Annotated in this window: 33 protein-coding genes and 1 pseudogene; 17 read left to right on the plus strand and 17 right to left on the minus strand. The window is 64.7% G+C overall.

The window, feature by feature from the left end:
- Positions 1–6 precede the first annotated feature (6 nt).
- The 4 genes from PQ455_RS01510 to PQ455_RS01525 form a co-directional block, all read right to left on the minus strand.
- The gene (locus tag PQ455_RS01510; protein WP_273688584.1) at positions 7–216 is read right to left on the minus strand and encodes a phage head-tail joining protein; all 210 of its coding nucleotides are present in this window, start codon (positions 214–216) and stop codon (positions 7–9) included.
- Entirely contained in the window at positions 216–2,204 is a 1,989-nt protein-coding gene (locus PQ455_RS01515) for a phage terminase large subunit family protein (protein ID WP_273688587.1), read from the minus strand. Before PQ455_RS01515 ends, PQ455_RS01510 begins: the two co-directional genes overlap by 1 nt.
- Positions 2,167–2,631 carry a terminase gene (locus PQ455_RS01520; protein ID WP_273688588.1) on the minus strand — a complete coding sequence of 155 codons (465 nt, stop codon included), beginning with the start codon at positions 2,629–2,631 and terminating at the stop codon, positions 2,167–2,169. Before PQ455_RS01520 ends, PQ455_RS01515 begins: the two co-directional genes overlap by 38 nt.
- Before the next feature lie 308 nt (positions 2,632–2,939).
- Entirely contained in the window at positions 2,940–3,974 is a 1,035-nt protein-coding gene (locus PQ455_RS01525; protein ID WP_273688589.1) for a DNA cytosine methyltransferase, read from the minus strand.
- A gap of 279 nt (positions 3,975–4,253) precedes the next feature.
- Between PQ455_RS01525 and PQ455_RS01530 the strand changes: the two are divergent.
- Positions 4,254–5,627: pseudogene (locus tag PQ455_RS01530) on the plus strand (ISL3 family transposase).
- A gap of 492 nt (positions 5,628–6,119) precedes the next feature.
- Here PQ455_RS01530 and PQ455_RS01535 read toward each other — a convergent pair.
- The 11 genes from PQ455_RS01535 to PQ455_RS01585 all read right to left on the minus strand — a co-directional run bounded on the left by PQ455_RS01535 (position 6,120) and on the right by PQ455_RS01585 (position 12,529).
- The gene (locus tag PQ455_RS01535; protein WP_273688591.1) at positions 6,120–6,827 is read right to left on the minus strand and encodes a hypothetical protein; all 708 of its coding nucleotides are present in this window, start codon (positions 6,825–6,827) and stop codon (positions 6,120–6,122) included.
- Between the two features lie 116 nt (positions 6,828–6,943).
- Positions 6,944–7,480 (minus strand): hypothetical protein, encoded by a 537-nt coding sequence (locus tag PQ455_RS01540; protein WP_273688593.1) that lies wholly within the window; start codon positions 7,478–7,480, stop codon positions 6,944–6,946.
- Positions 7,473–8,258 (minus strand): hypothetical protein, encoded by a 786-nt coding sequence (locus tag PQ455_RS01545; RefSeq protein ID WP_273688595.1) that lies wholly within the window; start codon positions 8,256–8,258, stop codon positions 7,473–7,475. The genes PQ455_RS01540 and PQ455_RS01545 overlap by 8 nt, the downstream gene beginning before the upstream one ends.
- Entirely contained in the window at positions 8,259–8,447 is a 189-nt protein-coding gene (locus PQ455_RS01550; RefSeq protein ID WP_273688597.1) for a hypothetical protein, read from the minus strand. It abuts the gene before it with no gap.
- Positions 8,447–8,884, minus strand: coding sequence for a hypothetical protein (locus tag PQ455_RS01555; protein WP_273688598.1), 438 nt, complete (start codon positions 8,882–8,884; stop codon positions 8,447–8,449). Before PQ455_RS01555 ends, PQ455_RS01550 begins: the two co-directional genes overlap by 1 nt.
- A 143-nt stretch (positions 8,885–9,027) precedes the next feature.
- Positions 9,028–9,963: a DUF2303 family protein gene (locus PQ455_RS01560; protein ID WP_273688599.1), complete on the minus strand. Its 936-nt coding sequence runs from the start codon at positions 9,961–9,963 to the stop codon at positions 9,028–9,030.
- A 38-nt stretch (positions 9,964–10,001) separates the two neighbouring features.
- Entirely contained in the window at positions 10,002–10,403 is a 402-nt protein-coding gene (locus PQ455_RS01565) for a hypothetical protein (RefSeq protein WP_273688600.1), read from the minus strand.
- Between the two features lie 4 nt (positions 10,404–10,407).
- On the minus strand, positions 10,408–11,025 hold the full coding sequence (locus PQ455_RS01570; RefSeq protein WP_273688601.1) for a hypothetical protein: 618 nt from the start codon (positions 11,023–11,025) through the stop codon (positions 10,408–10,410).
- Positions 11,025–11,810, minus strand: a complete 786-nt coding sequence (locus tag PQ455_RS01575) for a hypothetical protein (protein ID WP_273688603.1) — start codon at positions 11,808–11,810, stop codon at positions 11,025–11,027. Before PQ455_RS01575 ends, PQ455_RS01570 begins: the two co-directional genes overlap by 1 nt.
- Before the next feature lie 27 nt (positions 11,811–11,837).
- The gene (locus PQ455_RS01580) at positions 11,838–12,062 is read right to left on the minus strand and encodes a hypothetical protein (RefSeq protein WP_273688605.1); all 225 of its coding nucleotides are present in this window, start codon (positions 12,060–12,062) and stop codon (positions 11,838–11,840) included.
- On the minus strand, positions 12,059–12,529 hold the full coding sequence (locus tag PQ455_RS01585) for a hypothetical protein (RefSeq protein ID WP_273688607.1): 471 nt from the start codon (positions 12,527–12,529) through the stop codon (positions 12,059–12,061). The genes PQ455_RS01580 and PQ455_RS01585 overlap by 4 nt, the downstream gene beginning before the upstream one ends.
- Positions 12,530–12,564: 35 nt before the next feature.
- On the opposite strand from PQ455_RS01585, the gene PQ455_RS01590 reads away from it, so the two are divergent.
- Complete coding sequence (locus PQ455_RS01590; protein ID WP_273688609.1) at positions 12,565–13,104, plus strand: hypothetical protein; 540 nt, start codon at positions 12,565–12,567, stop codon at positions 13,102–13,104.
- Here the strand turns inward: PQ455_RS01590 and PQ455_RS01595 are convergent.
- Positions 13,094–13,255: a hypothetical protein gene (locus PQ455_RS01595; protein ID WP_273688610.1), complete on the minus strand. Its 162-nt coding sequence runs from the start codon at positions 13,253–13,255 to the stop codon at positions 13,094–13,096. The two genes, PQ455_RS01590 and PQ455_RS01595, sit on opposite strands and share 11 nt — an antisense overlap.
- The gene (locus PQ455_RS21040) at positions 13,255–13,509 is read right to left on the minus strand and encodes a helix-turn-helix domain-containing protein (RefSeq protein ID WP_420542818.1); all 255 of its coding nucleotides are present in this window, start codon (positions 13,507–13,509) and stop codon (positions 13,255–13,257) included. Before PQ455_RS21040 ends, PQ455_RS01595 begins: the two co-directional genes overlap by 1 nt.
- A gap of 9 nt (positions 13,510–13,518) precedes the next feature.
- Between PQ455_RS21040 and PQ455_RS01600 the strand changes: the two genes are divergently transcribed.
- The 15 genes from PQ455_RS01600 to PQ455_RS01670 all read left to right on the plus strand — a co-directional run bounded on the left by PQ455_RS01600 (position 13,519) and on the right by PQ455_RS01670 (position 22,533).
- Complete coding sequence (locus tag PQ455_RS01600; RefSeq protein WP_273688612.1) at positions 13,519–14,229, plus strand: S24 family peptidase; 711 nt, start codon at positions 13,519–13,521, stop codon at positions 14,227–14,229.
- Entirely contained in the window at positions 14,226–14,582 is a 357-nt protein-coding gene (locus PQ455_RS01605; RefSeq protein WP_273688614.1) for a hypothetical protein, read from the plus strand. Before PQ455_RS01600 ends, PQ455_RS01605 begins: the two co-directional genes overlap by 4 nt.
- 112 nt (positions 14,583–14,694) lie before the next feature.
- The gene (locus PQ455_RS01610) at positions 14,695–15,096 is read left to right on the plus strand and encodes an HIRAN domain-containing protein (protein WP_273688616.1); all 402 of its coding nucleotides are present in this window, start codon (positions 14,695–14,697) and stop codon (positions 15,094–15,096) included.
- A 125-nt stretch (positions 15,097–15,221) separates the two neighbouring features.
- Positions 15,222–15,482 carry a hypothetical protein gene (locus PQ455_RS01615; RefSeq protein ID WP_273688618.1) on the plus strand — a complete coding sequence of 87 codons (261 nt, stop codon included), beginning with the start codon at positions 15,222–15,224 and terminating at the stop codon, positions 15,480–15,482.
- Positions 15,482–15,799, plus strand: coding sequence for a hypothetical protein (locus tag PQ455_RS01620; protein ID WP_273688620.1), 318 nt, complete (start codon positions 15,482–15,484; stop codon positions 15,797–15,799). Before PQ455_RS01615 ends, PQ455_RS01620 begins: the two co-directional genes overlap by 1 nt.
- Positions 15,792–16,049 (plus strand): hypothetical protein, encoded by a 258-nt coding sequence (locus PQ455_RS01625; protein ID WP_273688622.1) that lies wholly within the window; start codon positions 15,792–15,794, stop codon positions 16,047–16,049. The genes PQ455_RS01620 and PQ455_RS01625 overlap by 8 nt, the downstream gene beginning before the upstream one ends.
- A 373-nt stretch (positions 16,050–16,422) precedes the next feature.
- On the plus strand, positions 16,423–17,148 hold the full coding sequence (locus tag PQ455_RS01630) for a hypothetical protein (RefSeq protein WP_273688624.1): 726 nt from the start codon (positions 16,423–16,425) through the stop codon (positions 17,146–17,148).
- A 13-nt stretch (positions 17,149–17,161) separates the two neighbouring features.
- Complete coding sequence (locus tag PQ455_RS01635) at positions 17,162–17,512, plus strand: hypothetical protein (RefSeq protein ID WP_273688625.1); 351 nt, start codon at positions 17,162–17,164, stop codon at positions 17,510–17,512.
- A 667-nt stretch (positions 17,513–18,179) separates the two neighbouring features.
- A complete protein-coding gene (locus PQ455_RS01640) occupies positions 18,180–19,445 on the plus strand; it encodes a phosphoadenosine phosphosulfate reductase family protein (protein WP_273688626.1) in 1,266 nt (421 codons plus the stop codon).
- A 56-nt stretch (positions 19,446–19,501) separates the two neighbouring features.
- The gene (locus PQ455_RS01645; protein ID WP_273688627.1) at positions 19,502–19,813 is read left to right on the plus strand and encodes a helix-turn-helix domain-containing protein; all 312 of its coding nucleotides are present in this window, start codon (positions 19,502–19,504) and stop codon (positions 19,811–19,813) included.
- A complete protein-coding gene (locus PQ455_RS01650) occupies positions 19,810–20,145 on the plus strand; it encodes a hypothetical protein (protein WP_273688629.1) in 336 nt (111 codons plus the stop codon). The genes PQ455_RS01645 and PQ455_RS01650 overlap by 4 nt, the downstream gene beginning before the upstream one ends.
- Positions 20,142–21,302 carry a Lar family restriction alleviation protein gene (locus PQ455_RS01655; protein WP_273688631.1) on the plus strand — a complete coding sequence of 387 codons (1,161 nt, stop codon included), beginning with the start codon at positions 20,142–20,144 and terminating at the stop codon, positions 21,300–21,302. Before PQ455_RS01650 ends, PQ455_RS01655 begins: the two co-directional genes overlap by 4 nt.
- Positions 21,292–21,486, plus strand: coding sequence for a hypothetical protein (locus PQ455_RS01660; protein WP_273688633.1), 195 nt, complete (start codon positions 21,292–21,294; stop codon positions 21,484–21,486). Before PQ455_RS01655 ends, PQ455_RS01660 begins: the two co-directional genes overlap by 11 nt.
- Before the next feature lie 202 nt (positions 21,487–21,688).
- Positions 21,689–22,057 (plus strand): hypothetical protein, encoded by a 369-nt coding sequence (locus PQ455_RS01665; RefSeq protein ID WP_273688635.1) that lies wholly within the window; start codon positions 21,689–21,691, stop codon positions 22,055–22,057.
- A complete protein-coding gene (locus PQ455_RS01670; protein WP_273688637.1) occupies positions 22,054–22,533 on the plus strand; it encodes a uroporphyrinogen decarboxylase/cobalamine-independent methonine synthase family protein in 480 nt (159 codons plus the stop codon). The genes PQ455_RS01665 and PQ455_RS01670 overlap by 4 nt, the downstream gene beginning before the upstream one ends.
- Positions 22,534–22,545 lie beyond the last annotated feature (12 nt).

The following is a 22,545-nucleotide window of genomic DNA, read 5'->3' on the forward strand; positions in this document are numbered from 1 at the left end:
AGCCCATCAGCGGCCGAACACTACGCGGGTGACACGTCGGCGGGGCGAAATCTGGCTTGCCGCCGCCGCGACCTCCGCCTTCATATCATTGCGCAAGGCCCGCATATCGGCGAGGCTTTGGTAGCGAATCTTGCGGCCGTCGGCGTAAGTGACCTCTTGGATGCCGCCAGTGATGGCAGAGCTCAAAGCATCGAGGTCGGCTTGATTGTAGGCCATCAGCGCCTCCTCTTCACCCAATCCGATCGGGGTGGGCTGATCCATTGCTTCTTGGCAGGCGGCGGCGGGGGCAGCGGGTCCGGCTCCAAGGCTTGCGGAGAGCTCGTCGCGGGCTCGGACGCCGGTCGGTCATATTCACCCTTGGCCAGCGCCCAACGACTGAGCGACCAGCGATCGGCGCCCAACGAGATCGCGACCGCCCGGGCATAGACCGCGTTGTCGAGCGCCTCGTTGCGGTCCCGCGTCTTGTGCCATTCCCGCCGGAAGCCGCCCTTGCGTTGCTTGATCAGCCGCAATTCCTCGGCGACAAGCTGTTTGATCCATTCGTCGCCGGTGCCGTCGGGCAGGAACACGTAGCCGTCGGGATACTCTTCCCCGTCGATCGGCTTCTCCAGCGCGAGCTGGCCGTACAGCTCCATCTTCAGCATCGACGTGCCGATGTTCCAGAGCCGCACGCCCCGCTTCATCTTGCGGCCGTTGACCGTGACATCCTGCCAGGATGGCTGGCCGATCGCCTGTTGCGCGGCGATGGCCTCGCGCCCCTTCACCGCCATGACGAAGCCGGGATGCCGGCGCGCCCAGCGGTAGACCTCCATGGTGTTTTCGCCATCGCCGGAATCGATGGCGACGCGGGTCAACCGCATGTTCCGGCCGTCCTCGGTTCGCCATTCGCGGCCGACCTCAGCGTCCAGCTTCTTCCACGTTCTTTCATCGGCGATCGGGCCGAAGACTTCGATCCGCTCTACAAACGCTCGCCGCCGACCGGGGCCGAAGGCCCATATGTCGACGTCGATGCGGCCGCCGCCGCCGCGCTGCACGTCCGCTGCCGCAACCAGCAGCCCAGCCCATGCCGGCGGCGTGCCGAGCTTCATGGCCATCTCCCGACGGTCATATAGGCGCTGCCATTCCGGCGCTTCGCCGCTCTCCGCGAAAGCCTCGCCGAGCACCTGATTGACAAACGTCTTCAGGAGGTTCGGATCCTTCCGCACCTCGATGAACTCGCGGGCGATCTCCAACCAAGCTGCGCCGGGAAACTGGCTATAGGCGGCCCATATGTGAAATGACCGATGGCGCGGGCCGGCATCGGGATTGTGCGCCCGCCACTCGCCATGTTCGTCCATCCACGGCTTATGCGATTCCTCGATCTCGCAGCCGTTTTCGCATTGATACCAGGCCCGCGTCGGCCGCTCTCTCGGCCCCCACCGAATGCCCGCCGCCGATCCATCGCCGAACACCAAGATCTGCATGTGGCCGCAATGCGGGCAAGGGACGTAGCGATATTCCTGGCTGCCCTGCTCGAACAGAGCATCGATCCGGCTGAAGCCCTTGATCTTCGGCGTCGATCCGGCGGCGTTGAATGCGCGCGGCGAGGTCAGACTGCGCTTGAACGCCAGCCGGGCGGGGTCGCCCTCCTCTCGGGCCGACCACGGATAGCCATCGGGCTCCTCGAGCAGCACGTCGTCAGCGGTGACGCGGCGGAATTCCTTCGGGCTGTTAGCGCCCTTGATCTGGATCCAACCGCCTTTGTACCGCTTGGCCCGGATCTGGTTATCGCGGTGTCGCGCCTTGAACGTGGCGACCGCGCGCACCGCCGGCCATTGCAGCACCGGGTCAAGATCGTCCCGGCTATACTTCTCGGCGTCGTCGATTGTGGGCTGGTAGATCAGCGACCGGGCCGGATCGACGCTGATCCGATAGCCCAGGAAGCACTGGACGATCGTCGAATAGCCGATGCGGCTGCTCTTCCTGACCGACACCTGAGGCGTGGCCGGGTCGGTGAAGGCGTCGGCAATCCCGTTCTGGAAGGGGAAGGGCCGGAACCGAGCGCCGTTATCGAGCCGTCCCTCCGCTGCCATCCATTCCGATAGCGGAACCCGCTTCTTCGGTTTGAAGGCAGCCCACCACTCCCTGACCGCAGAGGCGATAGCGACGCCGGCAACAGCGAATGTCCTACTCTTCTCCGTCTTCTCCGGGGGTGTCGTCGTCATCCACGCCCCCGCCCATCGCCTCCTCGACCCGCGTCATGCTCAGTTCGTCGAGCGCATCGGTGACTGCGACCTCGATCCGCTTGCGCAATTTCTCATCGCCCTTGGCCACCAGGCCGGGGATCTGCATCAGGCGGGATACGGCCATCGAGATCACGCCAACGACGGCCATCGTCATGTCGGGCAGCGACGCCAGCTCCCGCCGGCGCTCTGCATTGTCCATCGCCTTCTCGTCGGCCTGCTCTTTCGCAAGCCGCGCTCGCTCCGCGCTCAGATCCAAATCGTCGCCGGCATCCCGTTCGAGCTTCTTCAGCCGGAACGTGACGTAGGCCTCGACATATTCCTCGGCGGTGGTGCCGGGGCGAGGAAGGTCTCCCGCCTGCATCCGGTCGCGAACCCAGCTGTCGGACATGCCGACCAGCCAAGCCACTTCCGCTCTTGTCAGGGGGACAGTGTCTATATTGGAAACTGCCGCCTCCCATTATTTGGAAACGGCGGAAATCCGCCAAATCTATTCTGAAGGCGGCGGCACCCTATGCAATCTCGCGCCTAGCCAGAAACTGCGCCTCTGACACCCGTATTGATCCAGATGCGCGGAAGGACCCGAAGGGGCGGGGCTGGCGCTCACCCGGCCCGTCCGTCATGAGGGTGGACCCGAGAACAGGAGATGAACATGAAGGACATTCCCGGTTATCCGGCGAATCCGCTTGGTCGCGATGCCGCAGGGGGTGAGAACCGCTACGGCCTATCCGCTTGATGAACGTCCATCAGCGCGCCGATGACTTCCGCCGCGAGGACGGGCGAGATCGCATTGCCCGCGATGCGCCAGAGACCCACTCGGCCGGGAAGCCCATCAACCAGCAAGGGTGTGCCGGGTTGGGTGCGCCGCGCTTTGCCGTCGTGACAGACGATCCACTCGTGATCGGCCCACCAGCTTCCGTTGCGGCCGTGATGTGCATCTGCATGTCGAGCGGCGTCCCCATGCCACCCTTTGTCGGATGCCGGAGCTTCATGCGCTCGCGGTGAGCCATCCATGCCTCCGGCTCCTGCCCTGAAAGGGTGGTTGTCGGCGTCACCCATGATGCCGCTTGATGCATCTGCGCCGGCATTGGCTGACCGCCCGCTCCGAAGCTCTGGTTCGGCCCGCCCTTCTCGCCGTCCGACGCGCGAGGCGTGCTCCAAGTCATGAGCCCGTTCAACAGCGGTTCGTTCGAGCGAGAGCCGCTGCGCGTCTTCCTGCCGCCCTGCACATCCGCCACTGTCGGCGTCGGCCAGTGCGACCCAGTAGAGGCGTTGTCGGATATGGGGGGCGTCCACGGCGCAAGCCGGGATATCGACGCCCCGCCCGGCGTATCCTTCTCGCGCCAGATCAGCGCGCACTCCGTCGAGCCAACCGTAGCCAGCCTTTCCCGCAACCTGCTCTCCCACGACGACAGCGGGCCGTCTGGAACTGATGAGGCGAAAGAAGTCGGGCCACAGATGCCGAGCATCGTCGACACCGCCTCCCTTGCCCGCGACCGAGAACGGCTGACATGGACACGAGCCGGTCCACAATTCTCGATCGTCGGGCCATCCAGCCAGTCGAGCTGCGACGGACCAGAGTCCTCCGCCTGCGAAGAAGTGGCACTGCCTGTATGAGCGGAGGTCATCGGGCTGAACATCCTTGATTGATCGTGTGTCCACATCACCAGGTGCGATCACGCCGTCATCAATGAGCGCTTTCAGCACCAGAGCCGCATCGGGATCAATCTCATTGTAATACGCGACGGCCACAAATGCGCCTCCAAGGTGATATCTTGTTGCGACCTTAGATGATATCACCTACGGGTCAATAGAAGATATCATCTTGGAGGATGGTTTGACCGAATACATGATATCACGCACACATCGTCCGGTGGGGCAGAAGCGAATCAATCACGAGCAGATGCCAGCGCGGCTGGCGGAGGGCACCCTTGCGAGGATGGACGCGGTCCTTGTGCCGCCTGAGAAACGCGCCGAGTTCGTCAGGGTAGCAATCGAACGAGAGATAAAGAGGCGTGAAAAGGCGGCGAAATGAACTGGTTGCGACTTGATGGCTTCGACGTTGGCGATCCTCGCGAGATCCGCGACGAGGACGGCCGGCTGACAGAAATTCAGGTCGATTGCGTCCCGAACACGTTCGACGTCGACCTCTGCTGCCTGGCCCGCAAGCTGGTGAAGAACGGCACGCGGATCGTGAAGTATCGCGACCTGCGCCTTGATGCCGCGCCGACCTTTCTGCACGTCACGCGCCAGCAGTATCAGTGCAAGAGCTGCGACAGCACGCTCTACCAGGGCGTCCCGCACGTCGACGGCAAGCACTTCATGACCGAGCGCCTGCGCGACGCGGTCGTGCTGTCGTCGATCAAGCGGACCTTCGCGGATGTCGAGCACGTCCACGGCGTCGATGAGAAGATGGCCCGGCTGCTGTTTCGCGCCCATGCTGACCGCGAGCTGCTGAACTACCGATACAAGGCCCCGCGCGTCCTAGGCATCGACGAGAACGCGCTGATGGGCGACCAGCGTGCCGTGATCTGCGACGTCGAGAAGGGCCTGCTGCTCGACATGCATCCGGGCTGCACCCAGTCGGACGTGCGGCGGGGTCTGGACCGCATGGAGAACTGGGGCAACGTCGAGGTGTGGTGCCAGGACATGGCCGGCCACTACAAGGGGCTGGCCAAGGATCTGTTCCCGAAGGCCGCGATCGTCGTCGACAAGTTCCACCTGCTGAAGATGGCGAACCATTGGTGAGGCGTCGTGCGCCGGGCCGAGACGCCCAAGCTGCCGGGCGAGGTGAAGAAGAAGATGCCCGGAATGGTCCGGTTGTTCGACAAGCACTGGGAGACCATGACGGACCGCCAGCAGGACCGGGTGGCCGAGATACTGGAGATGAGCCCGCGCATGAAGATGGCGTGGACCATCAAGGAATCGTTCTACTACTTCTACGACGCACCCAACCGCGAGGACGCCGAGAGCGCCTACAAGCAATGGGTCCAGTTCGCGAAGGCCGACCAGCACGAGGTGTGGAAGCCGCTGATGCTGACCGTCGCGCGCTGGCGGAAGGAGATTTTCAACTACTTCGACCACCCCTACACGAGCGGGATGGTCGAGCGGATGAACCGGTCGATCGGCGACATCAACCGGGCTGGCAATGGCATGGATTTCCAGACGCTGCGCGCCAAGGCAATCCTGCGCTACAGCCACCTGATCCCGGACTGGCGCTTCCACATGCACTTCGTCGAGATCGGCACCGACTGGCTGGACGAATACCTCGACGAGGACGCGCACGAGGAGGACGCCCTCTATGACGACCGCTACATGATCGGGTCCGGCTTCGACCCATCAATCTTGGCGGCCGATCTGGAGGCAGGCACGTTCGACGTTCCATCAAGCAGATTCGCCGGATAACCACATTCCCAAGCCCGAGTCCCGCATCGAGACCCTTGCCGTCATGCAGATCGAGTTGCTCTGCGAGATCGTCGCCGAACTGCGCGAGATCAAGAAGCGCCTGCCTCAGTGGGTGCCGGTGATCCCGAAGGAAGACTGACAATGCGCGGCTACTGCGCCCGCCCGCATGGCTGGCCAGTAGCCGTCTTCCTATAGGTTCGGCGTTCCCATGCTTCCCGGTTATGTCAGCCCACCTGAGTGGGAGCCTGCCACCGAGTTACGATCATGATCGAGCATGGGCCTCACACCCGCCGCCGTGGTCGGGTGGATAAGGCGGCAGGCCTTTGGTGCAACTGGATGAACGATGTGGGGAGGCGCGCTACCTCCCCGAGAGCCCGATATGGTTACGGGCTGACCTGGATATGAAAACGCCCGCGAGCGGGGTTATCCGCTGCGGGCGCAATTCGATGTTTGGGAAGATTGTCATTTTTCATGGCCACCCGCAAGCCCTTTTCACGCGGCATCTCGGGATGCGGCGATCTCATCGTCACTCCACAGGCGGTAAACCCGATCGACGCAGGCCGGCCAGCGGTTGAGGGCCTCAATCAGCAGCCGCCGGGCCCGTCGGTGATGGACGCCATGCCGCTTGGCCGCGACGCTGTAACCGATCGCATCGCCGACGATCATGTCCAGCACGAGCTGGCGCGGCATAGGTAGCTGCTCGCGCCATTGGCCATAGGCCATGTGCAGACGGATGCGGCGGATGCTCTCGCCGACCCTGTTGCGGTTGCCGCCTCCATTATCGACGCGAGCTTCGAGGCTGGCCACGCTCACCGCAACGTCGCTCTCAATCGAACGATGGACATTGGCGATCTCGGCCGCCCATTCGAGCTGGTCGGCGTCGATCGTGCCATTGGCTTTCATCTGCACGAGCGCGTCGGAGTGCGTACCCTGAGCCTTCTCCAGCGTCTCGGGCGTACCGGCGAATCCAGTGAAGCGCGAGCCCTTCATGGCCTCCGACCGCAGGCGAGCCTTTTCCACCTTCCATTCCGCCTTGCTCATACCAGCCGGCTTGGATCCCAACTTGGGCGGATCGGGTCGGTAGCCCATGACGCGCTCGTCAACGCGCTGGCGCTGGCGGCGCATTGCATCTGCCAGCCGCCCTTGGCGCGCCTGATAGCGCGCGACTGCGGCCGGGTCCGCCGCGTAGCGAGCGGCCAAGGCGGCGCGGGCCGCCCTGATCCGCTCGGCTCGCTCCTTCGGTGTCTCGCTTCCCCGCCCCATACTCACTTACTCCGATCCCGTTCTCTCTATGTACTGATGATGCAGGTGGTGGGCTACGCCGCTTCCCGTGATTGGTCGGGTTCGGCTGCCGGAAGGCGATAGGTTCCGCCGTCCGGCTTGAACCGGATACGGGAGCCCATGGCCTCCATCTCCGCATTGGCCGCGTCGACGTCGAATGGATCGGCCGCCTCGGGCTCCGGCGCGGCGCGGAGAATCTGGCGCAGCCGCCAAGCGCGCACCACACGGAGCGGGGCCGGCAGCTTCGCCGCGTGCTCGCGGATCTCGGCGATCGTCGGAAAGAACCGGTTCGCATTGATCGCCGCGCTGAAGGCGTCCGCGAGGATGTCGGCGTCGATATCCGCCAACTGGCGCTGATACAGGTCGATACGCGCCGCCGCCTCATCGTCACTGACCCGCTGCGCCGGGAAGGCGACGGCGGCCGCACCGACGAGCGCGGCGATCTTCCGTGGTCCGGTGCCTCGCGGCGCCTGATCGTAGGCCGCCAGAGCGTCGACCGCCGCCGCCCTATCCTCGCCCGTCAACGCCGGCAGCCGGGCGGCGCCATCGGCCCACAGGCCATGGTCATCCACCACCGCCGCGAGCGATGGCGGCAGCAGCGGCGCGGACCATCGGGTTGCAAGGCTCGTCGTTCGCTGGTCGGCGAGGGCGGTGCTGGGAGGTCTGTCGGTCATAGGAACCCTCGATCAGGCGGGTGAAGCTCTTGGGCTGAAGGAGGAAGTCGAAATCGGCTCGCCACCCTCGGTCGCTGTCGCCACGGCAGAATGGCGACCGCTCGATGGCGGCGATGGCCTCGGTGAAGGCGTCGGGGCCGAACTCGGCAAGGCGGGCGCGGAGACGGCCCTTGCGCTCGGCGGTGAGTTTCACGACCGCGCTCAGGCCGGTACGCTTCGCCATGTCGTTCCAGGCGGCCACCGCGCCGTCGAGGGCTGCGGCTTCGCGCTGACCCGCCGCCATGGCTGCCAGCGTTGCCAGTGCCAGGCGATTGGCCATGATCCGGGAGGTGATCGGAACCGAAATCGGATCGGCCTCGCGCTCGTGCGGTACACACACACACGGGGTGGGGGTTAATTTTTGGGGGTCTGGGGGGCTTTTATTGGGGGTAGGGGGCGCGGTGACGGATTCCGTCACATCGGCGTCACGGGCGTCACATGTGACGCTCTGTGACGACTGGTGACGCTCCCGCCAGCGGCGAGTGCGCAGTGCCCCCTTGCTCGGGAGCGCGGCCGCTTCGATCGCAGATCGCGCCTCCGCCTCTGCACGCGCGAGGGCTGCCGCCACCTCGCCGACAAGGGCGAGTGGCGTGCCGGCCTCTATGAGGCGCGCGAGCAGGGCGGCGGAGTCGACCACCTACCCGCGCACCTCGCGCACGAGCGGATCCGCACGATAGGCCTGATGGACCTTCGTGGCGGCGCCGCGACGGGCTGCGTCCTGACGGGCAAGGCGGTCAGCCTTGCGCGCCGCCAGTGCCGCCAGCGTGTCACGGATGACGCGCTGGCGGGCTGGGGAGCGGCCGAGGGGCTCGAGCGCGCTCGGCATCACGCGACAACCTTCGCCGACACCTGGGCCAGCTTAGAGCGGAGCGAGGCAATCTCACTCTGCACGATGGCTTGGTGTTCGCGGGAAAGCTGATCGAGGGCGTTGATGTCGGCGCGCAGGGCGCAGATCGCTGCCGGCTCCTTGATCTCGCCGAAGCCGGCGAGGCGGAACTCGGCGACGGTGGCCGGGGAAACGCCAGTCTCGTCGGCGATCTTCTTATCCGACCAGCCCACCGCGTAGGCGCCGGCATCGGTATCGAAATGCTCGCTCAGCAGGCCGATCATCTGGACCTGCGCCTTCATTGCGGCGGGCGATGGCTTTGACGCCATGGGCTTCTCCTTGGTGCGCGAGGCGCGGCAATCGGGGCAGACGTGGGGGTCGATCGACCATCCGGCCTGCGTGAACTTCTGGTCGATTTGCTCGGGCGGCATCAGCATCCGCAGTTTCCGCTCGCCGCGTTTCGCGCAGGTCGAGCATTGCAGATGCGCGGTGATGGTGGGCGCGCCAATGCCGGGGCGGGTCGTGACCGACCTGCCCCGGTTGGCGAGCTTGTAACTATGGCCCTGATGGCCCGTATTCCTCAGGCTTCCGGACGACCGAGGAATACGGGCAAATCGGTCTCCGCCCGCACCTGATTGATGGCGCCTCTGAAGGCCGCGTCGAAGGTGCGATCGAGCCGGAACAGCTCGTACCAGAACACGATGGCACCGGCGTTGACGCGGTAGCGCAGGCGGGCGGCGATGCGCCAGAAGAGCCCGTGCCGGAAGATCGGGATCCCGATCATGAACACCTTCGGCACCTTCACCGGCGCGCCGGTGTCATCGGTGTGGGTCGCGTTCCAGTGGACCTGTCCTTCGCCGCTGGCGAGGTTGACGACCTGCCGGACGGTGCTCTGCTCGTTGACGGAGAGACCCCGCGCCAGTTCCATCAGCCGCGTAGGGCCGGCGATGATGTCGGGGCCGCCCAGCTCGTTGACGAGGTGCTGGATATCCTCGCTCAGCTCGTCCTCGCCGGGAATGAGCATCATCAGGTCGGGCAGGCGATCTTCGAGGAACGCCGCGAAGTCGGTCATCGACATCTTCTTACCGTCGGTCGCCAGCCACGCCCTCCATTCGTCCGACATGGGAAAGGCGAAGGTCGCGCGGTGCTTGCCGAACCTGGGCGCCGTGCCCGGCCCGCCGGTCGGGTGATAGTCCAGCACCGCCGTCATGCTCGGCTTCGTCCGCTCATCGTCGGCGAAGATGACGCTCTCGGCATCCTTGAAGCGGTTCACGTGCGCCATCAGGCTTTCGAGGGAGAGCATGACGGCCGTGCCGTGGCGGTGCAGCGGCGCTTCCCGGTAGAGATCGAACAGCAACGGCGACAACGCCCGCACATCGTTGCCTGAGCGGATGACGAGGGCCTCGGCGCCGGTGCCCGGCTCCTTGGCGGTAAGGATGTCCGCCTTCACATATTCTTCGACGAGGCTGCGGGCCTCGGCGACCACGCCGCCGTGCGGATCGGTGAAATCGACCATTGGGTCAGTCCTTCTGCTGGTGTTGAAAGGGGGTGGCGTCAGTTGCCGAAGTTGCGTTCGCCACGGACTTCGCGGGCGCCGAACAGATTGCCTTGGTGCGGATTGTTCGGGGTGAAGCGACCGTCCTCGGTCTGCCACATGATCGACTTCGGCCGCTTCGGCGTGGGCACATCGAACTTGTACTTCGAGGCGATCTCGGTGACCCGGCCGTCGAGCGCGAAGTCGAGGCTGATGGTCAGCTTGCCCTTGGCCTTGCCGCCGGAGATGATGGCCGCGTTCGCCAGATCGGACGCGAACGTGCGCATCTCCTCCGTCATCTCGCGGTTGAACTCGCCGTCCTCCAACATGCGGATGAACATGTCGAAGGTGTTGGCCGCCGGGACGTTGGCCTTGCCGTCCGCCGCATAGCTCGACGGTGGGTTTTCGGGATCGATCAGCATCGTGTCAGGCTCCTTTGGTTTCGGTGGTGGTGGAGGGGGTGGGCAGGCTCTTCCAATCGAGCCAGCCGAGGTGGGGCGGGCCATCATGGTCGCGGTCCCAGACGAACCAGGCGAAGGCGATCACGCCGTGGCCGTCGCCGGCTTCAGAAAGGCGGCCGCGCTGCATCGGGACGCGCCGTGACATGATCCAGACGCGGGCGAGGGGTGTCGTCGGCAGCCATTCGCCGCGCATCACGCCTTCGAGGAAGGCGAGGCGCAGGAACATCGCGACCTTGCCGCTGGCCAGTTGCAGCGCGCGTTCGATGAACTCGAAGGCCAGGCCGAAAGGAGGGTTGGTGACGATGTTCGGCGCGCGGGCCTGCCACTCCATCAGGAAGTCGACGCGAGCCTCACCATGCCCACGGTCGACGAGATCGGTGCTGATGACCTCGTAGCCGGCAGCGGCCAGGACGGCGGCCATGTCGCCCTCGCCCGCCGCGCACTCCCAGATGGCACCCTCAAATCGCTCGACGCTCAACAGCGCCGCCGTCGCAGCCGGCCACGTCGGGTAGAAGTCATCCTTCTCCCGGTTGATGTGGTCGACCGTCTGAGCGGCCGAATAGGCGACGGCGGCAGTCGCCATCAGATCGCCGCCCAAGCGCGCTGATCGAAGCCCTTGGACTCCGCGAGGGCGATCAGGTCATTGGCGGGGAGAGTGCCGCGACCGGCGACGACCCACATGTCGCGGCCGAATCCAGGCAGGCGCTTGCGCTCCTTCAGATCGAGGATCGCGGCAGGGTAGACGTTGGGGAAGAACCGGCGGAGATGCTGCGCCGCCTGCGCCGCCGCGCCGGCGGGCAAGGCCGGAATTGGCGGGGTGCGCGGGACGCCAGCCTTGGCGATGCTGGGCGCGTCTTTGGTTTTGGCGACAGGCCGCCCCTTGAGGCGGATGCCGGCATTGACTGCCCAGCGGGTGATCGTGTCCCGGGCAACGCCATAACGCGCCGCCAGCTCGCGCAGGCTGTAATAGGCCGCGTCCTCCCGAAACTGGTCCGGCATCGGCCGCCGAACCGACGAGATGGTCACGATGCCGCAGGCCTTCCGCCACCGCGAAATCATGCTGTCGGAACAGCGATAGATTATCTGAAGCTGCGCGATCGTCTTGCCGGGGGCGACGACCTCGAAATCCTTCGGGGCGTCGCGGCGCCCATTGCCGCCGCGCGGGCGGGTCTTCGCGCCGCTCACCTTGAGCCAACGGCGCATGGTGCTGGACCCGACGCCATAGTGGCGCTGGAGGGTGAGCGTCGTGTGGCTCAGGGCGACCGAGACGATGTCCGGCGGACAAGGTTTGGCGTGCACCCGGAGCGGGCGCGGTTTCGGGCTCGCGGAAACGGTCTCACCCGCCTCCGCGCTATTGCGCATATCCATCGTCAATGTCCTCCGTGGAGCCGGGTGTTAGACCGGCTGCTGACCTTCGTGTTCGGGGTGGGAAACGGGAGCCGGGGTGGCGGCGATCTGGTTGAGCTTGCGGGTGATGTTACCGGAGCGGGCGCCCTGCGAGCGGCGGTAGCGGATGCCCTCTAGCTCGCGCTCAAGCTCACCCAAGCGGGCGCAGACGCTCGCGTAGAGGGCGCGGAGCTGGCGGAGTTCGCGCCACGGGTTCAGCCACGCGGGGATCATGCCACGCTCCGCAGGCGAAGCCGCTCGCGCAGCATATCGATCGCGCGGCCCGCGCTCTCCAGCTCAGGCCGCATCGCCATCAACTCGCGATCGTCGATCTTGCCGTCATCGGCCAGCGCCACGGCCACCTCGTGCAGCAGGCCGGTGATCGCCGGCAGCGCGTCCCGATCCGTCGCGGCGGAGGATTCGAGTGGCACCAGCTTCATGCCGACCAGCGCGAGCGCGTCGTTGGCGAAGCGACCGTCGAACTTTTCGACACCCCGGAAGAACGACGTCACCGGCATCTCGGCGAAGCCGGTGCGGTAGGCCTTGCCCTGATCGGCACCGGACTTCCCGAGGAAGCGGCCGAGCTCCCCGTCGGTCAGATTGTCCTCGCGCTTGATGCGCTCCAGGCTCTCCGCAAGCGCGGAAATCAGGTCAGAACCCGATGCGGCCCGGTAATGTCGGTGGATTGCCCCAGTCTTCATGCTGCACCTGCGTTGGAATGAAGAGAAGCCCGGCCATGTCCGACACCATCATGATCGCTGACGCTGCGGCGGTCGGTGGAGATGGAGCGATCGTTCGCGGGACGGCCGATGGCGTCCTGATCGGGCAGACGAACGACCCGAAGTGGGGTGGTGAGGATCCAGCCGTTGCGGCGGGTGATGAGGGCGGCGGCCACGTCAGCAACCTTCCGGGGCCGGGCTTGCGGCCCGACCCCTTCCGGCTATCGTGTGAAAGGCGCACACACGAAGGGGAAAAATCTTGGACGAAAGCACGGAGCGGGCATTCGCGCAGATTGCCGAGCAGAATGCGATTGCCGACCGGCAACAGAGAGAGGCGGAGCGGGCATTGGCGAGCTTGGCTATCTGGGGGGCAAACTGCCCTCGACGGCCTGTTCGCGCTCTGCAACCGGCTGGCCATCTCAGGCGCGCTCAAGCCAGATGACATTTCCGCCGTGTTCGACTTTATGGAGCCTGACGCTGGCGATCCAGGCGCCGCAAGCGTCAGCAAAATGCTCGCCGCGCGCCGGGAAGAGATACTGGAGGGGCTCACGGAATAGCCTTCCGCTGACGCCGCACCACCGCCTCGCTGGAGACGCGGTGACCAGCCAGAACCTCCTCCCGGACGATCTCCCGCACCCGCTCTTCTTGAACGAGGGTGAGGGGACGCGGCGACGGTTCGTCGTCGCTGACGTACATCCATGCGTCCATTATGCTGCCTCCGCCTTGGTGGGGGTGGGGCGGGTGCGGAGTGCGCGGACCAAGGGAGCCCACGTTCCATCCAGGCGCGGGTCAACGTCGCCGCTTTCGATCCGCAGGACCGTTGTCTCGTTGACACCGGCCAAGGTGGCCAAGTCTTTGCGGGTCAGCCCGGCCGCTTCTCGGGAGGGGCGAAGCGTTCGAGGGTCAAGCGGATCGATCATGCCGAAACGTATGATGCATATGTGCATCGCCGTCAACGGCATATGTGCAGCGTGAAACGCGGCCGCTCGGCAGGCTATCTTGCAGATATGCAGCCAGAGCAACGTATCATAGCGAAGTGGCTAGAGACGACCCGTGAGCGCCTCGGGTGGAGCTGGGCAAGCTGGGCTGAGAAGGCGGGGCTGGGCGCTGCGACAACGCTCACACGGGCCGTCAAGGAAGACTACGCTTCCGTCACTGGCATCCCGACGCTGCACGCTCTGGCCAAGGCGGCGAACATCCCGTCGGTCCTAGACTTCCTGGCGAGTAATTTGGATGCCTCGCGCGTCGCGCCTCCCGAGCCCGCGAATGACGATGATACCGTCGAGGTGGAGCAGATCGATCTCGCGTTCGGTCTGGGCTCAACCTATACCGACACCGGCGCGCTAGAAAGCACTCCTCTCAAGTTCCCGCGACGGTGGCTTGAGACGATAACCAGTTCGTCCATCGGTCTGCTTACTTGGGCGCGCGGGCGCGGCGACAGCATGCACCCGACGATCGACGACGGTGACCTTATCCTGCTCGACCGATCCCAGACCAAGGTGCGCGAGCAGGACGCCATGTGGGCGTTCACCGTGGGGGATACCGCCTCGATTAAGCGGCTACGGGTCAAGGGTGACCGATACCAGATCCTGTCGGACAATCCATCGGTTCCGCCCGACGAAGAGCCGATCGACTTCGTGAGGATATGGGCGAGGGTGGTGTTTGTGGGGAAGAGGAAATGAGCGGGCCCGACGCAACAACTATTTGGACGTTCGTTTATGGCCTTGTTCTGGTTAGCATAACCGGGATTGCATTTTGGTCTTACAACCATCGCGACAGTTACTGGAAATTGATGGTCACAATTGGCTTGGTAGGAGCAATCATATCAAGCGTGATGATCGTTTCAAATTTTGCGATATGGATCATAGCGCGAGATATAGGTGATAAGCTCAGCCGCAATGACGCTGAAATAGTCAGTGCGGTTCTTCGTTCTCACCAGTGGCCCACCGCCTACATTGCCACAGTTGGTGTATTTGGCTGGGCGGTTGTAATTCTCAATCTAACTCCGCACAAAAAGACCGACAAAAAGGGGTAGCGTGAACGGGGTGCCGACGATTACCCCGGCCAGAAAGGCATGAGCGGGGCTCCTCTTCGGGTCGGGCCAAAGTCGCATCAACGCAGATTCGCATAGCTTCTGGACATTCGCAATGGTCGCGCCAACAAGTCTCTCCCTTGCTGTCGTCGGCGTCAAATATGATGCCAAGCGCGGCCCCACGCGCCGTTTTGCGATCGAGCTATGCCGGCCTGGCGATCCAGTCGAGCTGGTGCCGGAGCCCAAGAACCCAGAGGACCAATACGCCGTCACCGTCCTGAACGGGCAGGGGATGATGATGGGCTATATCACGGCCGAGAGAGCGCCGCTGGTATCGGGCCTGATCGGGCGGGGTGCGCCAGTGAAGGCCATCTTCCAGGCGCAGACGGTCTGGGGCGCGATCATCCGCGCCACCTTCGACGGCAACGAGCCAGACCTGCCGCCCGAGTTTATCGACGAATCGCCCGTCGACGAAGACAGCGGATTCTACCCCGACTGGATACCGCCTGACGATTGACGTGCATATGTGCATTTAAGTGTTGACCTTGGCGCTGCACATATGCACTATGCTCCCATCAGCCCACATCCGATCGCCTCACGGCCGAAGACGGTGTCGGGATACTTTCCTGATGGGAGCGCCGCATGGCCAAGAGGCCAATCCAGTTTGAGCCCCAAGAGGCCCGGGCGGCCAACGCCGCCACCTACAATATCCTTTCGGACGTGCGTTTCGCGATTGGCGATCAGAAGCGCCGCCTCGAGCAGCTCTCGATCTACGACCTGGCGAAGCCGAACTTCGATCGCATCCGGATCGCGGAGAAGCATCTCGCAGCCGCCGTCGCGGATATCGTGGCCGTCGTCGATGCGGTGCGCAGAGCGACGCCTCACGAAGTGCGCGGCGCGTGATGGCGAGAGAGATCATCTTCCGGCAGCCCGGCGATTTTGCCGCCATCCATGCCGCTGAAGCCGCGCTGGCCGAAGCAGGCTTCTCGATCGGCTCGATGCAGAAGGGCTCGCCCCGTGGCCTGCTCCTCGGGGATATCTCGATCGCGAAGTGGCGCAACCTGAGCCACCAGGAGCGGCGCGAACTGCACGGCGAGATGTTCGGGGACCGCAACGGCCCGGTGACCGTCATCGTCAGCGCGAACGCGCCGGCCGACGTGCTGGCCGCGTTCGAATATGTCCGTGGCGCCGCGCTCCAGCGGGAGACGGTCGATGCGTAGCCCGCTCGCCATCGCCTGCACGGCGCTCGCTATCCTGGCCACCGCCGTCTCCTGCCACATCGCCGGCCAGCGGATCGCCGACCTGACCATGGGCGCCGCCCTCTGCCTGTTCCTGTTGGCCGCCATCCTCGAATGGCTCGCCTGCCTGCCCCCCGAAGCCGCTCCCGGCGATGTCCCCACGTCGCGGCCTGTAACCCCTAGCGCGACCCTCGGGAGCCGGTCGCGCCAACCTTCTTCGGGTGCCCAATGAGCTTCCGTCTTCCACATAAGGCCTTGAAGCGGGGCGGTCGCAATGCGCCGCGTCCTGCTTGGAGGGTGGCTGACAAGTATCGGAAGTGGCTGCGAGGCCTTCCGTGCGCATGTCTGGGGCGCAACGTGAAATGCGGCGGCGCCATAGTGGCAGCCCACGTTCCGTTTCCAGGGGAAAAGGCGGTGGGAGGGAAAGTCGCTGACCGCCATTGCGTTCCGCTCAGCGACAAGTGCCACGCCCTTCAGCATGATATTGGCTGGTGCTCGTTTGCCAAAGTCTTTCTTGGGGGCGTCGAGCCCGCAGTTTTGTCTGACGCCTATTTCGACGAATGGCCCGGTAAGGCCGAATGGCTCGAGAGCGTGGCGGCAGCCGCATGAGAAACCGGTTCTCCCTTGGCAAAATTCGCGTGGTCACGCCCACAGGCTTTGCGGATGCAGCCTGTCGCGCGGCGCAGAACGCGCGCCGCCACCCCATCGGCCCCGCTGGCATTCAGATCCCGCCGGCGCGGGCCGTGTGGCGCCCTGAGGCCGATCAGGAGACCATGGGCAAGATCGTTGCCCATGCCGAAAAGGCCTATCTGGCCGCCAAGCTGCCCGAGGTCGAGCGCGGTGCCGCCGTCGCCCTGGTGGCCTCCCACGTGCGGGAGCATTTCAACCAGGCTGATATGGCGGTGCTGAAGCGCTGGGGCTTCGCCCGCAGCTTCAGCACGCTCACGGTCGACCTGCACGACGGTGTCCGATCGGAGGGCCATGACCGCCTCGAGCTAGATGAGCCGGTGCTGCTGCCCGACTGCCGGCAGTCGCTCAGCATGCGCGACACGGGCGACGCCGGCCGCCGCATCCCGGACGCGGCGATGCCCTTCTATCTCAAGATGACGGCCGCGCGCCGGTTCGCCGAAAACAACCTTCGCTCCGCGCGGTCATGGCCCGCGATCTTCAAGGGTCGGGAGAAGCGGTGGCCCCGCTGGCACGAGATTGAGGAGGCCAATCCCTACGTCGGAGCATGGCTGTCCGAACAGCGCGAGATCATGCGTCTCGCCACCATCGCCACCGCCCAAGCCGATCGGGTGGCGGAGATCAAGGGGGTGGAGCGTGGGTGAGAATAGCGCGCTGATGGACAGCACCAAATTTCGCGCGGCGCTCACCAAGCTCATGCCTGGCTATAACTGGACGGTTCATCGGTCAGCCAAGGGCGCCGTCCAGATAGTTGCCACCGGCATCCGGTCGAGCGGGTTCAATCGTCTATCGACCCTTGAGGTGACTTATTCGTGCCGAGAGCACGGAGATTGGTTCACGGCTCGATCCGCCGGGTTTGGGCTCCGCGCGCCGTGGCTTGGCGAGAACGGCGATGTCACACTCGCGCGGGCGCTTCGCGGTCTACAGGAACTCTATCGGCAGAAGGCCGCTGCTTATAGCGGCCATGAATCGGCGCTCGCCCAAGGGCGAAAGGTCCAAGTCCCATGACCGCCCGCATGACCGCGACGCTGGGGATGGGGCGGGTAGCCGCGCTCTACGTCGAAACCAGCGGCTGCTACTTCGGTCTGGAGGGGGTGGACCCGTGGGATGAACCGCGCGATGCTCGCCTCTACGCCGGGCCGCATCCGGTCGTGGCGCATCCGCCGTGCCAGCGGTGGGGGCGCTACTGGGGTGGCTCGCCAACGACGTGGCCGAGACTGGTCAAGGGCGACGACGCAGGCTGCTTTGCGTCCGCCCTAGCTTCTGTGCGCCGCTGGGGTGGAGTTCTCGAACATCCCGAAGCGTCTCACGCTTGGACCGCTCACGACCTGATCACACCGCCCAAATCGGGAGGTTGGGTGATGGCGGACTGGCAAGGAGGTTGGACGTGCTGTGTGGAGCAGGGAGCTTATGGTCATGCGGCGCGGAAAGCTACTTGGCTCTACGCTGTGGGCGCAGATCTGCCGTCCTTAATCTGGGGTAAGGCCCCCGGCGCCTTCGTCCAGTTCGAAGACGGTTACCATAGCGCGGCGGAGAGAGCGGCGGCGAAGGCTGCCGGCAAGGCGACAGTGGCGGGACGAGCGTTGCCCCACAAAGCCCGCAACGCAACGCCATTACCATTCCGCGACCTTCTGCTCAGCATGGCCCGCAGCGTGCGTGTTGAAAGCCTCGCATCATGACCGCGACGGTGGGGGTGGGGCGCGGCCCAACCGACAACCTGTTCGCGCGTGGCGTCCGCATGGTCCACGAAGAGGCGATCGAGATGACCCTCGCGTCGCTGCGCGCATACTGGGATCGACACCAGCATGTCGCCGTCTGCTGGTCGGGCGGGAAGGACAGCACCGCGCTCCTGACGCTGCTGATCCACTTCATCGACGCGGGCGAGATACCTCAGCCCGAGCGCCTCTACGTCCTCTATGCGGACACGCGACAGGAGCTGCCGCCGATCCAGGCGTCGGCCGACCTCATCATGGCCAAGCTGCGGCTCCGCAACTGGATCGAGGTGATCGTGGTGCGCGCGCCGCTCGACAAGCGGTTCATGGCCTACATTCTGGGCAGGGGCGTCCCGCCACCCAACAACAATACGCTGCGCTGGTGCACCCGCCAGATCAAAGTCGAACCCATGGCCGCCGCGCTGGCCGAGGTGATCGACGGCCTGCCCGGCACGGTGCTGACCTTGACCGGCGTACGCGAGGGCGAGAGCGCCGTGCGCGACGGCCGCATCTCGATGTCCTGTTCCAAGGATGGTGCCGAATGCGGGCAGGGCTGGTATCAGCAGGTGCTGCCCGGCGCCGCCGGCATCAAGGGCCGGATCGCCACGCTCGCGCCGCTGCTCCACTGGCGCGTTTGCATCGTGTGGGATTGGCTGAAGGTGTTCGCCACCCAGCCGGAGTTCGGCAGCTGGCCGACCGCGATCCTCGCCGATGCCTATGGTGGCGACGACGCTACCGAGATCAACGCGCGCACGGGCTGCACCGGTTGCCCGCTGGCGTCGGCGGATACCGCGCTGGCCGTGATCGTCGGCATGGCGGGCTGGGAGCATTGCCGGCCGCTGCTTGGCCTCCGCCCCATCTACCGCTGGATGCGCGAGCCGGCCCAGCGTCTGCGCAAGAGCGGGGTCGAGCGCCTCAAGGATGGCTCGATCGCCAAGAACCCGCAGCGAATGGGGCCGCTGACCTTGGAAGCGCGCGGGATCGCCCTCGAACAGATCCTCGCCATCCAGGCCGAGGTAACGGCGGGCGCGATCCGCGCCGGCTATCCCGATCGCGGCATCGACCTCATCAATGCGGAGGAGGAGGCGCGCATTCGTGAATTGATCGCCGCCCGCACCTTTCCCGACAAGTGGGATGGGGATGAGCCGAGCGCAGCCGCATGGCTCGATAGCGTTTACGGCGACGGGACCACCCAGCCGATCCTCTTTCGCGATCTGGTGGGCTCATGACGCCCTCGATCCCCACGATCGCGGCAGGGTTGAGCGAGGCGCAGACGCGGGAAGCAATGCCCGACCTGTCGCAAATGCAGGCTCGCATCGCTCAAGTAAGAGCGGCCCGCAAGATGACGTTAGACGAGGTGGCAAAAGCCTCGGGCTTCACAAAAGCTCATATTTGGGAGCTTGAGAAAGGCCGCTCGCGTAATCCTACAGTTCGGGCGGTTTGGGGACTGTCGCGCGCTCTAGGTGTATCACCCGCATGGTTGCTGGGCCTTGATGCGGAAGCCTCCGCCATTGATCCACTCGCTATCCAGATAGCTGCACTGATCGACCGGGAAATTCGGTCGCGCGACCACATTCTTCAGGAGGAACGAGGGTGAGTGACTACGCTAACATTCGTCAGTCGATCATCAACACGCCCGAGACGGCGGACTTTATGGCGGGCGTTCCGATTGAAGCCGCACATCAGCGTGATCGTTGGGGTGCCGATCATGACGCGGGAAAGACGCCGTTCGATTGGTTCTGGTTGGTCGGTTACCTCGCGCAGAAGGCTGCGGACGCGGCGGTGCGCGGTGATGCCGAAAAAGCCAAGCATCACACGATCAGCACGGCCGCCGCACTTGCCAACTGGCACGCTGCCATTGCCGGCGCTGACAGCCGGATGCGACCCGGCGTTGCCCCGTCGATCTATCAAATGGAGCCCACCCAATGACCAACCCCACGCAAGAGGCGGTGGCGCTGCTGCCGTGCCCATTCTGTGGCGGAGAAGCGAGTGCAGACGGTCGGACGCAATATTCCAAGCCGCTAACAGATACATGGTGGGAGGATGGTTCGCCTATCACCGAAGCGTTTTCCGTCAACTGCATCAAGTGTGGTGCGAGTGCGAATAGCGGCTTGGTCAACGGCTATCAGACAAAGGGCAAAGCCATCGCCGCATGGAACACCCGCGCCTTGGTCGGCGGATTCCCTGACATCGGACCAGACCCCTTCAAGGTCAGCGATCGAGCGGGCGCCGATGAACGGCTGAAGCGTTCCTACGTCATTCAACAGAAGGGCGTTCCAGATCAGACGGCGCTCGTTTGGCGCTATGACCTGATGCAGCAGCATTACGAATTGATCCGCCTTCGTTCGATCGTAGCTGATGATGAGGCCTCCGCCGCCGATCGGGAGTTGCGGGCGGCGTTGGAGCGGATTGCGAAAATCGTCGAGACGTATCTCTACATCCAGAGCGATAAACTGGAGGACATTCCAAACATTGCCCGCGCCGCCCTCGCCCTCGCGTCATCCGCAGGCGGTGGGGACGATGATGTGCGCCCGCGCGTGGCCGAGGTCGTGGCAGAATACTCCGGTGATGGAGGAGGTTTCTGGAAGTCCTGTTCGGGGTGCCACGAGACCGAGGATGGTTATGATGTTGGCCACTACCCGTTCAGCGAGGCTTTCGGTTGCAAGCTCGGCGGCGGGTGCAGCGAGTGCGGCGGGATCGGCGCGACGTGGGATACCACCAATTATACCGAAATGGCCAATTCTATGGAGCGCTATGACGTTCTGGAGAAGCGCGCCGAAGCTGGCGGGGCCGGGGCTGATGCAGCGGCGAGGGAATACCTCAGCTCGCTGGACTGGCTTCCAGACTATGTGAAGACGTGGCTCACCACCCCCACGCCAGCGCCCGAGGTGGGCGAGGTGGTGGGGCTTTCGCAGCACATGACAATCGGCCTGTATCATCAACCCGATGGTAATTGGGCTGGCCAATGTCGGTGTGGGCGGGGCTTCTATGCTTCGACTTATGATGACGCCTGCAAGGATTGGGCAAGCCATGCCATCGCCGCCCTCCCCACCCCTCCCGCGAAAGGCGACGATCATGGGCTATGAGGAATTCTGCGCGCGCTTCAAGGCGCGGATGCTGGCGATGGCAGGACCGACGTTCGACGACGGGGGTTCCATCGCGGATTACGCCGATGCCACAGCGCCGACCTACTTCGAAACCTATTGGCAGCGCGAAGAAGACCCTGAAGGCTGCGCCGATGCCGACATGAGCTATTGGGGTGAAGAATGACGACGCGCTGCTCTTGTCGTCGCTGCACAAAGGAGGCCGTCGCCGCCGATCCTCGCGCGGATGGTTTTGGCGGACAAGACCTGCGCATGCAGCGCATGTTCGTCTGCGCCACTTGCGGCAACAAGCGGTGTCCGCATGCCAATGACCATCGAAACACTTGCACCGGAAGCAATGAATTGGGCCAGATTGGGAGTGCTTATCCATGACCAATGAAGAGCGGGCCGCGCTGGTGGCGCTGGCGGATCGCGTGGCGGCTGCGAAAAGCCCTGATCGCGACTTGGATGCAGACATCGCCGAACAGGCGCTCGGGTGGCGCTATGCCACTCTGGGCAGAGACTTTAACGGCGATAATGCCTGCCAAATACTGACGCCATACGGAAGGCTATACGGTAACGGCTTCACCTACCCGCCTAAGGGTAAGCTGCATCGGGCGTATCACGTCCCACAATTCACTCGTGATCCTCTTGAAGCCCTTCGGTTCATGGGGCTCCGACCGGACGGAGATTGTGCACGCGGCATCCTCGCCCAAGCCCTCCGATCCCGCGCTCTCGCGGGGGAGGTGGGGGAGTGAGCCGGTACGCAGCATCAACCGAGGTCAGCAGCTCGCGGTCGCGTGATGAGATCGAGCGGATACTGGAACGCTATGGCGCAGACCAGTTCCTCTATGGCTGGCAGGAGGACAATGCGGTCGTCGGCTTCCGCATGGGCGGTCGCCACATCAGGTTCATCCTGCCGCTGCCAGCGAAAGACGATCGCCGGTTCACCCACCATAGCCGAGGCGCACGAGAGCCGGCCGCAGCCTTGAAGGAATGGGAGCAGGCAACCCGCCAACGCTGGCGCGCGCTTGCGCTCGTCATCAAGGCGAAGCTGGAGGCCGTCGAGAGCGGCATCAGCGTGTTCGAGGACGAGTTCATGGCGAACATTGTCCTGCCCGGCGGGGAAACGGTCAGCCAGTTCATGCGCCCGCAGATCGCAGAGGCTTACCGGATCGGCAAAGCACCCAACATGCTTCCCATGCTCCCGGCTCCGAAAGGCGGTGACGCATGACCCCGCATATCC

Source organism: Sphingomonas naphthae (assembly GCF_028607085.1).
GTDB lineage: Bacteria > Pseudomonadota > Alphaproteobacteria > Sphingomonadales > Sphingomonadaceae > Sphingomonas_Q > Sphingomonas_Q naphthae.

Coding starts and splice junctions, on each gene's coding strand:
- PQ455_RS01510 (WP_273688584.1), bottom strand. CDS start 216: ATGGCCTACAATCAAGCCGACCTCGATGCTTTGAGCTCTGCCATCACT.
- PQ455_RS01515 (WP_273688587.1), bottom strand. CDS start 2,204: ATGACGACGACACCCCCGGAGAAGACGGAGAAGAGTAGGACATTCGCT.
- PQ455_RS01550 (WP_273688597.1), bottom strand. CDS start 8,447: ATGCCGAGCGCGCTCGAGCCCCTCGGCCGCTCCCCAGCCCGCCAGCGC.
- PQ455_RS01555 (WP_273688598.1), bottom strand. CDS start 8,884: ATGCTGATGCCGCCCGAGCAAATCGACCAGAAGTTCACGCAGGCCGGA.
- PQ455_RS01560 (WP_273688599.1), bottom strand. CDS start 9,963: ATGGTCGATTTCACCGATCCGCACGGCGGCGTGGTCGCCGAGGCCCGC.
- PQ455_RS01565 (WP_273688600.1), bottom strand. CDS start 10,403: ATGCTGATCGATCCCGAAAACCCACCGTCGAGCTATGCGGCGGACGGC.
- PQ455_RS01570 (WP_273688601.1), bottom strand. CDS start 11,025: ATGGCGACTGCCGCCGTCGCCTATTCGGCCGCTCAGACGGTCGACCAC.
- PQ455_RS01575 (WP_273688603.1), bottom strand. CDS start 11,810: ATGGATATGCGCAATAGCGCGGAGGCGGGTGAGACCGTTTCCGCGAGC.
- PQ455_RS01580 (WP_273688605.1), bottom strand. CDS start 12,062: ATGATCCCCGCGTGGCTGAACCCGTGGCGCGAACTCCGCCAGCTCCGC.
- PQ455_RS01585 (WP_273688607.1), bottom strand. CDS start 12,529: ATGAAGACTGGGGCAATCCACCGACATTACCGGGCCGCATCGGGTTCT.
- PQ455_RS01590 (WP_273688609.1), top strand. CDS start 12,565: ATGTCCGACACCATCATGATCGCTGACGCTGCGGCGGTCGGTGGAGAT.
- PQ455_RS01595 (WP_273688610.1), bottom strand. CDS start 13,255: ATGGACGCATGGATGTACGTCAGCGACGACGAACCGTCGCCGCGTCCC.
- PQ455_RS21040 (WP_420542818.1), bottom strand. CDS start 13,509: ATGCCGTTGACGGCGATGCACATATGCATCATACGTTTCGGCATGATC.
- PQ455_RS01605 (WP_273688614.1), top strand. CDS start 14,226: ATGAGCGGGCCCGACGCAACAACTATTTGGACGTTCGTTTATGGCCTT.
- PQ455_RS01610 (WP_273688616.1), top strand. CDS start 14,695: ATGGTCGCGCCAACAAGTCTCTCCCTTGCTGTCGTCGGCGTCAAATAT.
- PQ455_RS01615 (WP_273688618.1), top strand. CDS start 15,222: ATGGCCAAGAGGCCAATCCAGTTTGAGCCCCAAGAGGCCCGGGCGGCC.
- PQ455_RS01620 (WP_273688620.1), top strand. CDS start 15,482: ATGGCGAGAGAGATCATCTTCCGGCAGCCCGGCGATTTTGCCGCCATC.
- PQ455_RS01625 (WP_273688622.1), top strand. CDS start 15,792: ATGCGTAGCCCGCTCGCCATCGCCTGCACGGCGCTCGCTATCCTGGCC.
- PQ455_RS01630 (WP_273688624.1), top strand. CDS start 16,423: ATGAGAAACCGGTTCTCCCTTGGCAAAATTCGCGTGGTCACGCCCACA.
- PQ455_RS01635 (WP_273688625.1), top strand. CDS start 17,162: ATGGACAGCACCAAATTTCGCGCGGCGCTCACCAAGCTCATGCCTGGC.
- PQ455_RS01640 (WP_273688626.1), top strand. CDS start 18,180: ATGACCGCGACGGTGGGGGTGGGGCGCGGCCCAACCGACAACCTGTTC.
- PQ455_RS01645 (WP_273688627.1), top strand. CDS start 19,502: ATGCCCGACCTGTCGCAAATGCAGGCTCGCATCGCTCAAGTAAGAGCG.
- PQ455_RS01655 (WP_273688631.1), top strand. CDS start 20,142: ATGACCAACCCCACGCAAGAGGCGGTGGCGCTGCTGCCGTGCCCATTC.
- PQ455_RS01660 (WP_273688633.1), top strand. CDS start 21,292: ATGGGCTATGAGGAATTCTGCGCGCGCTTCAAGGCGCGGATGCTGGCG.
- PQ455_RS01665 (WP_273688635.1), top strand. CDS start 21,689: ATGACCAATGAAGAGCGGGCCGCGCTGGTGGCGCTGGCGGATCGCGTG.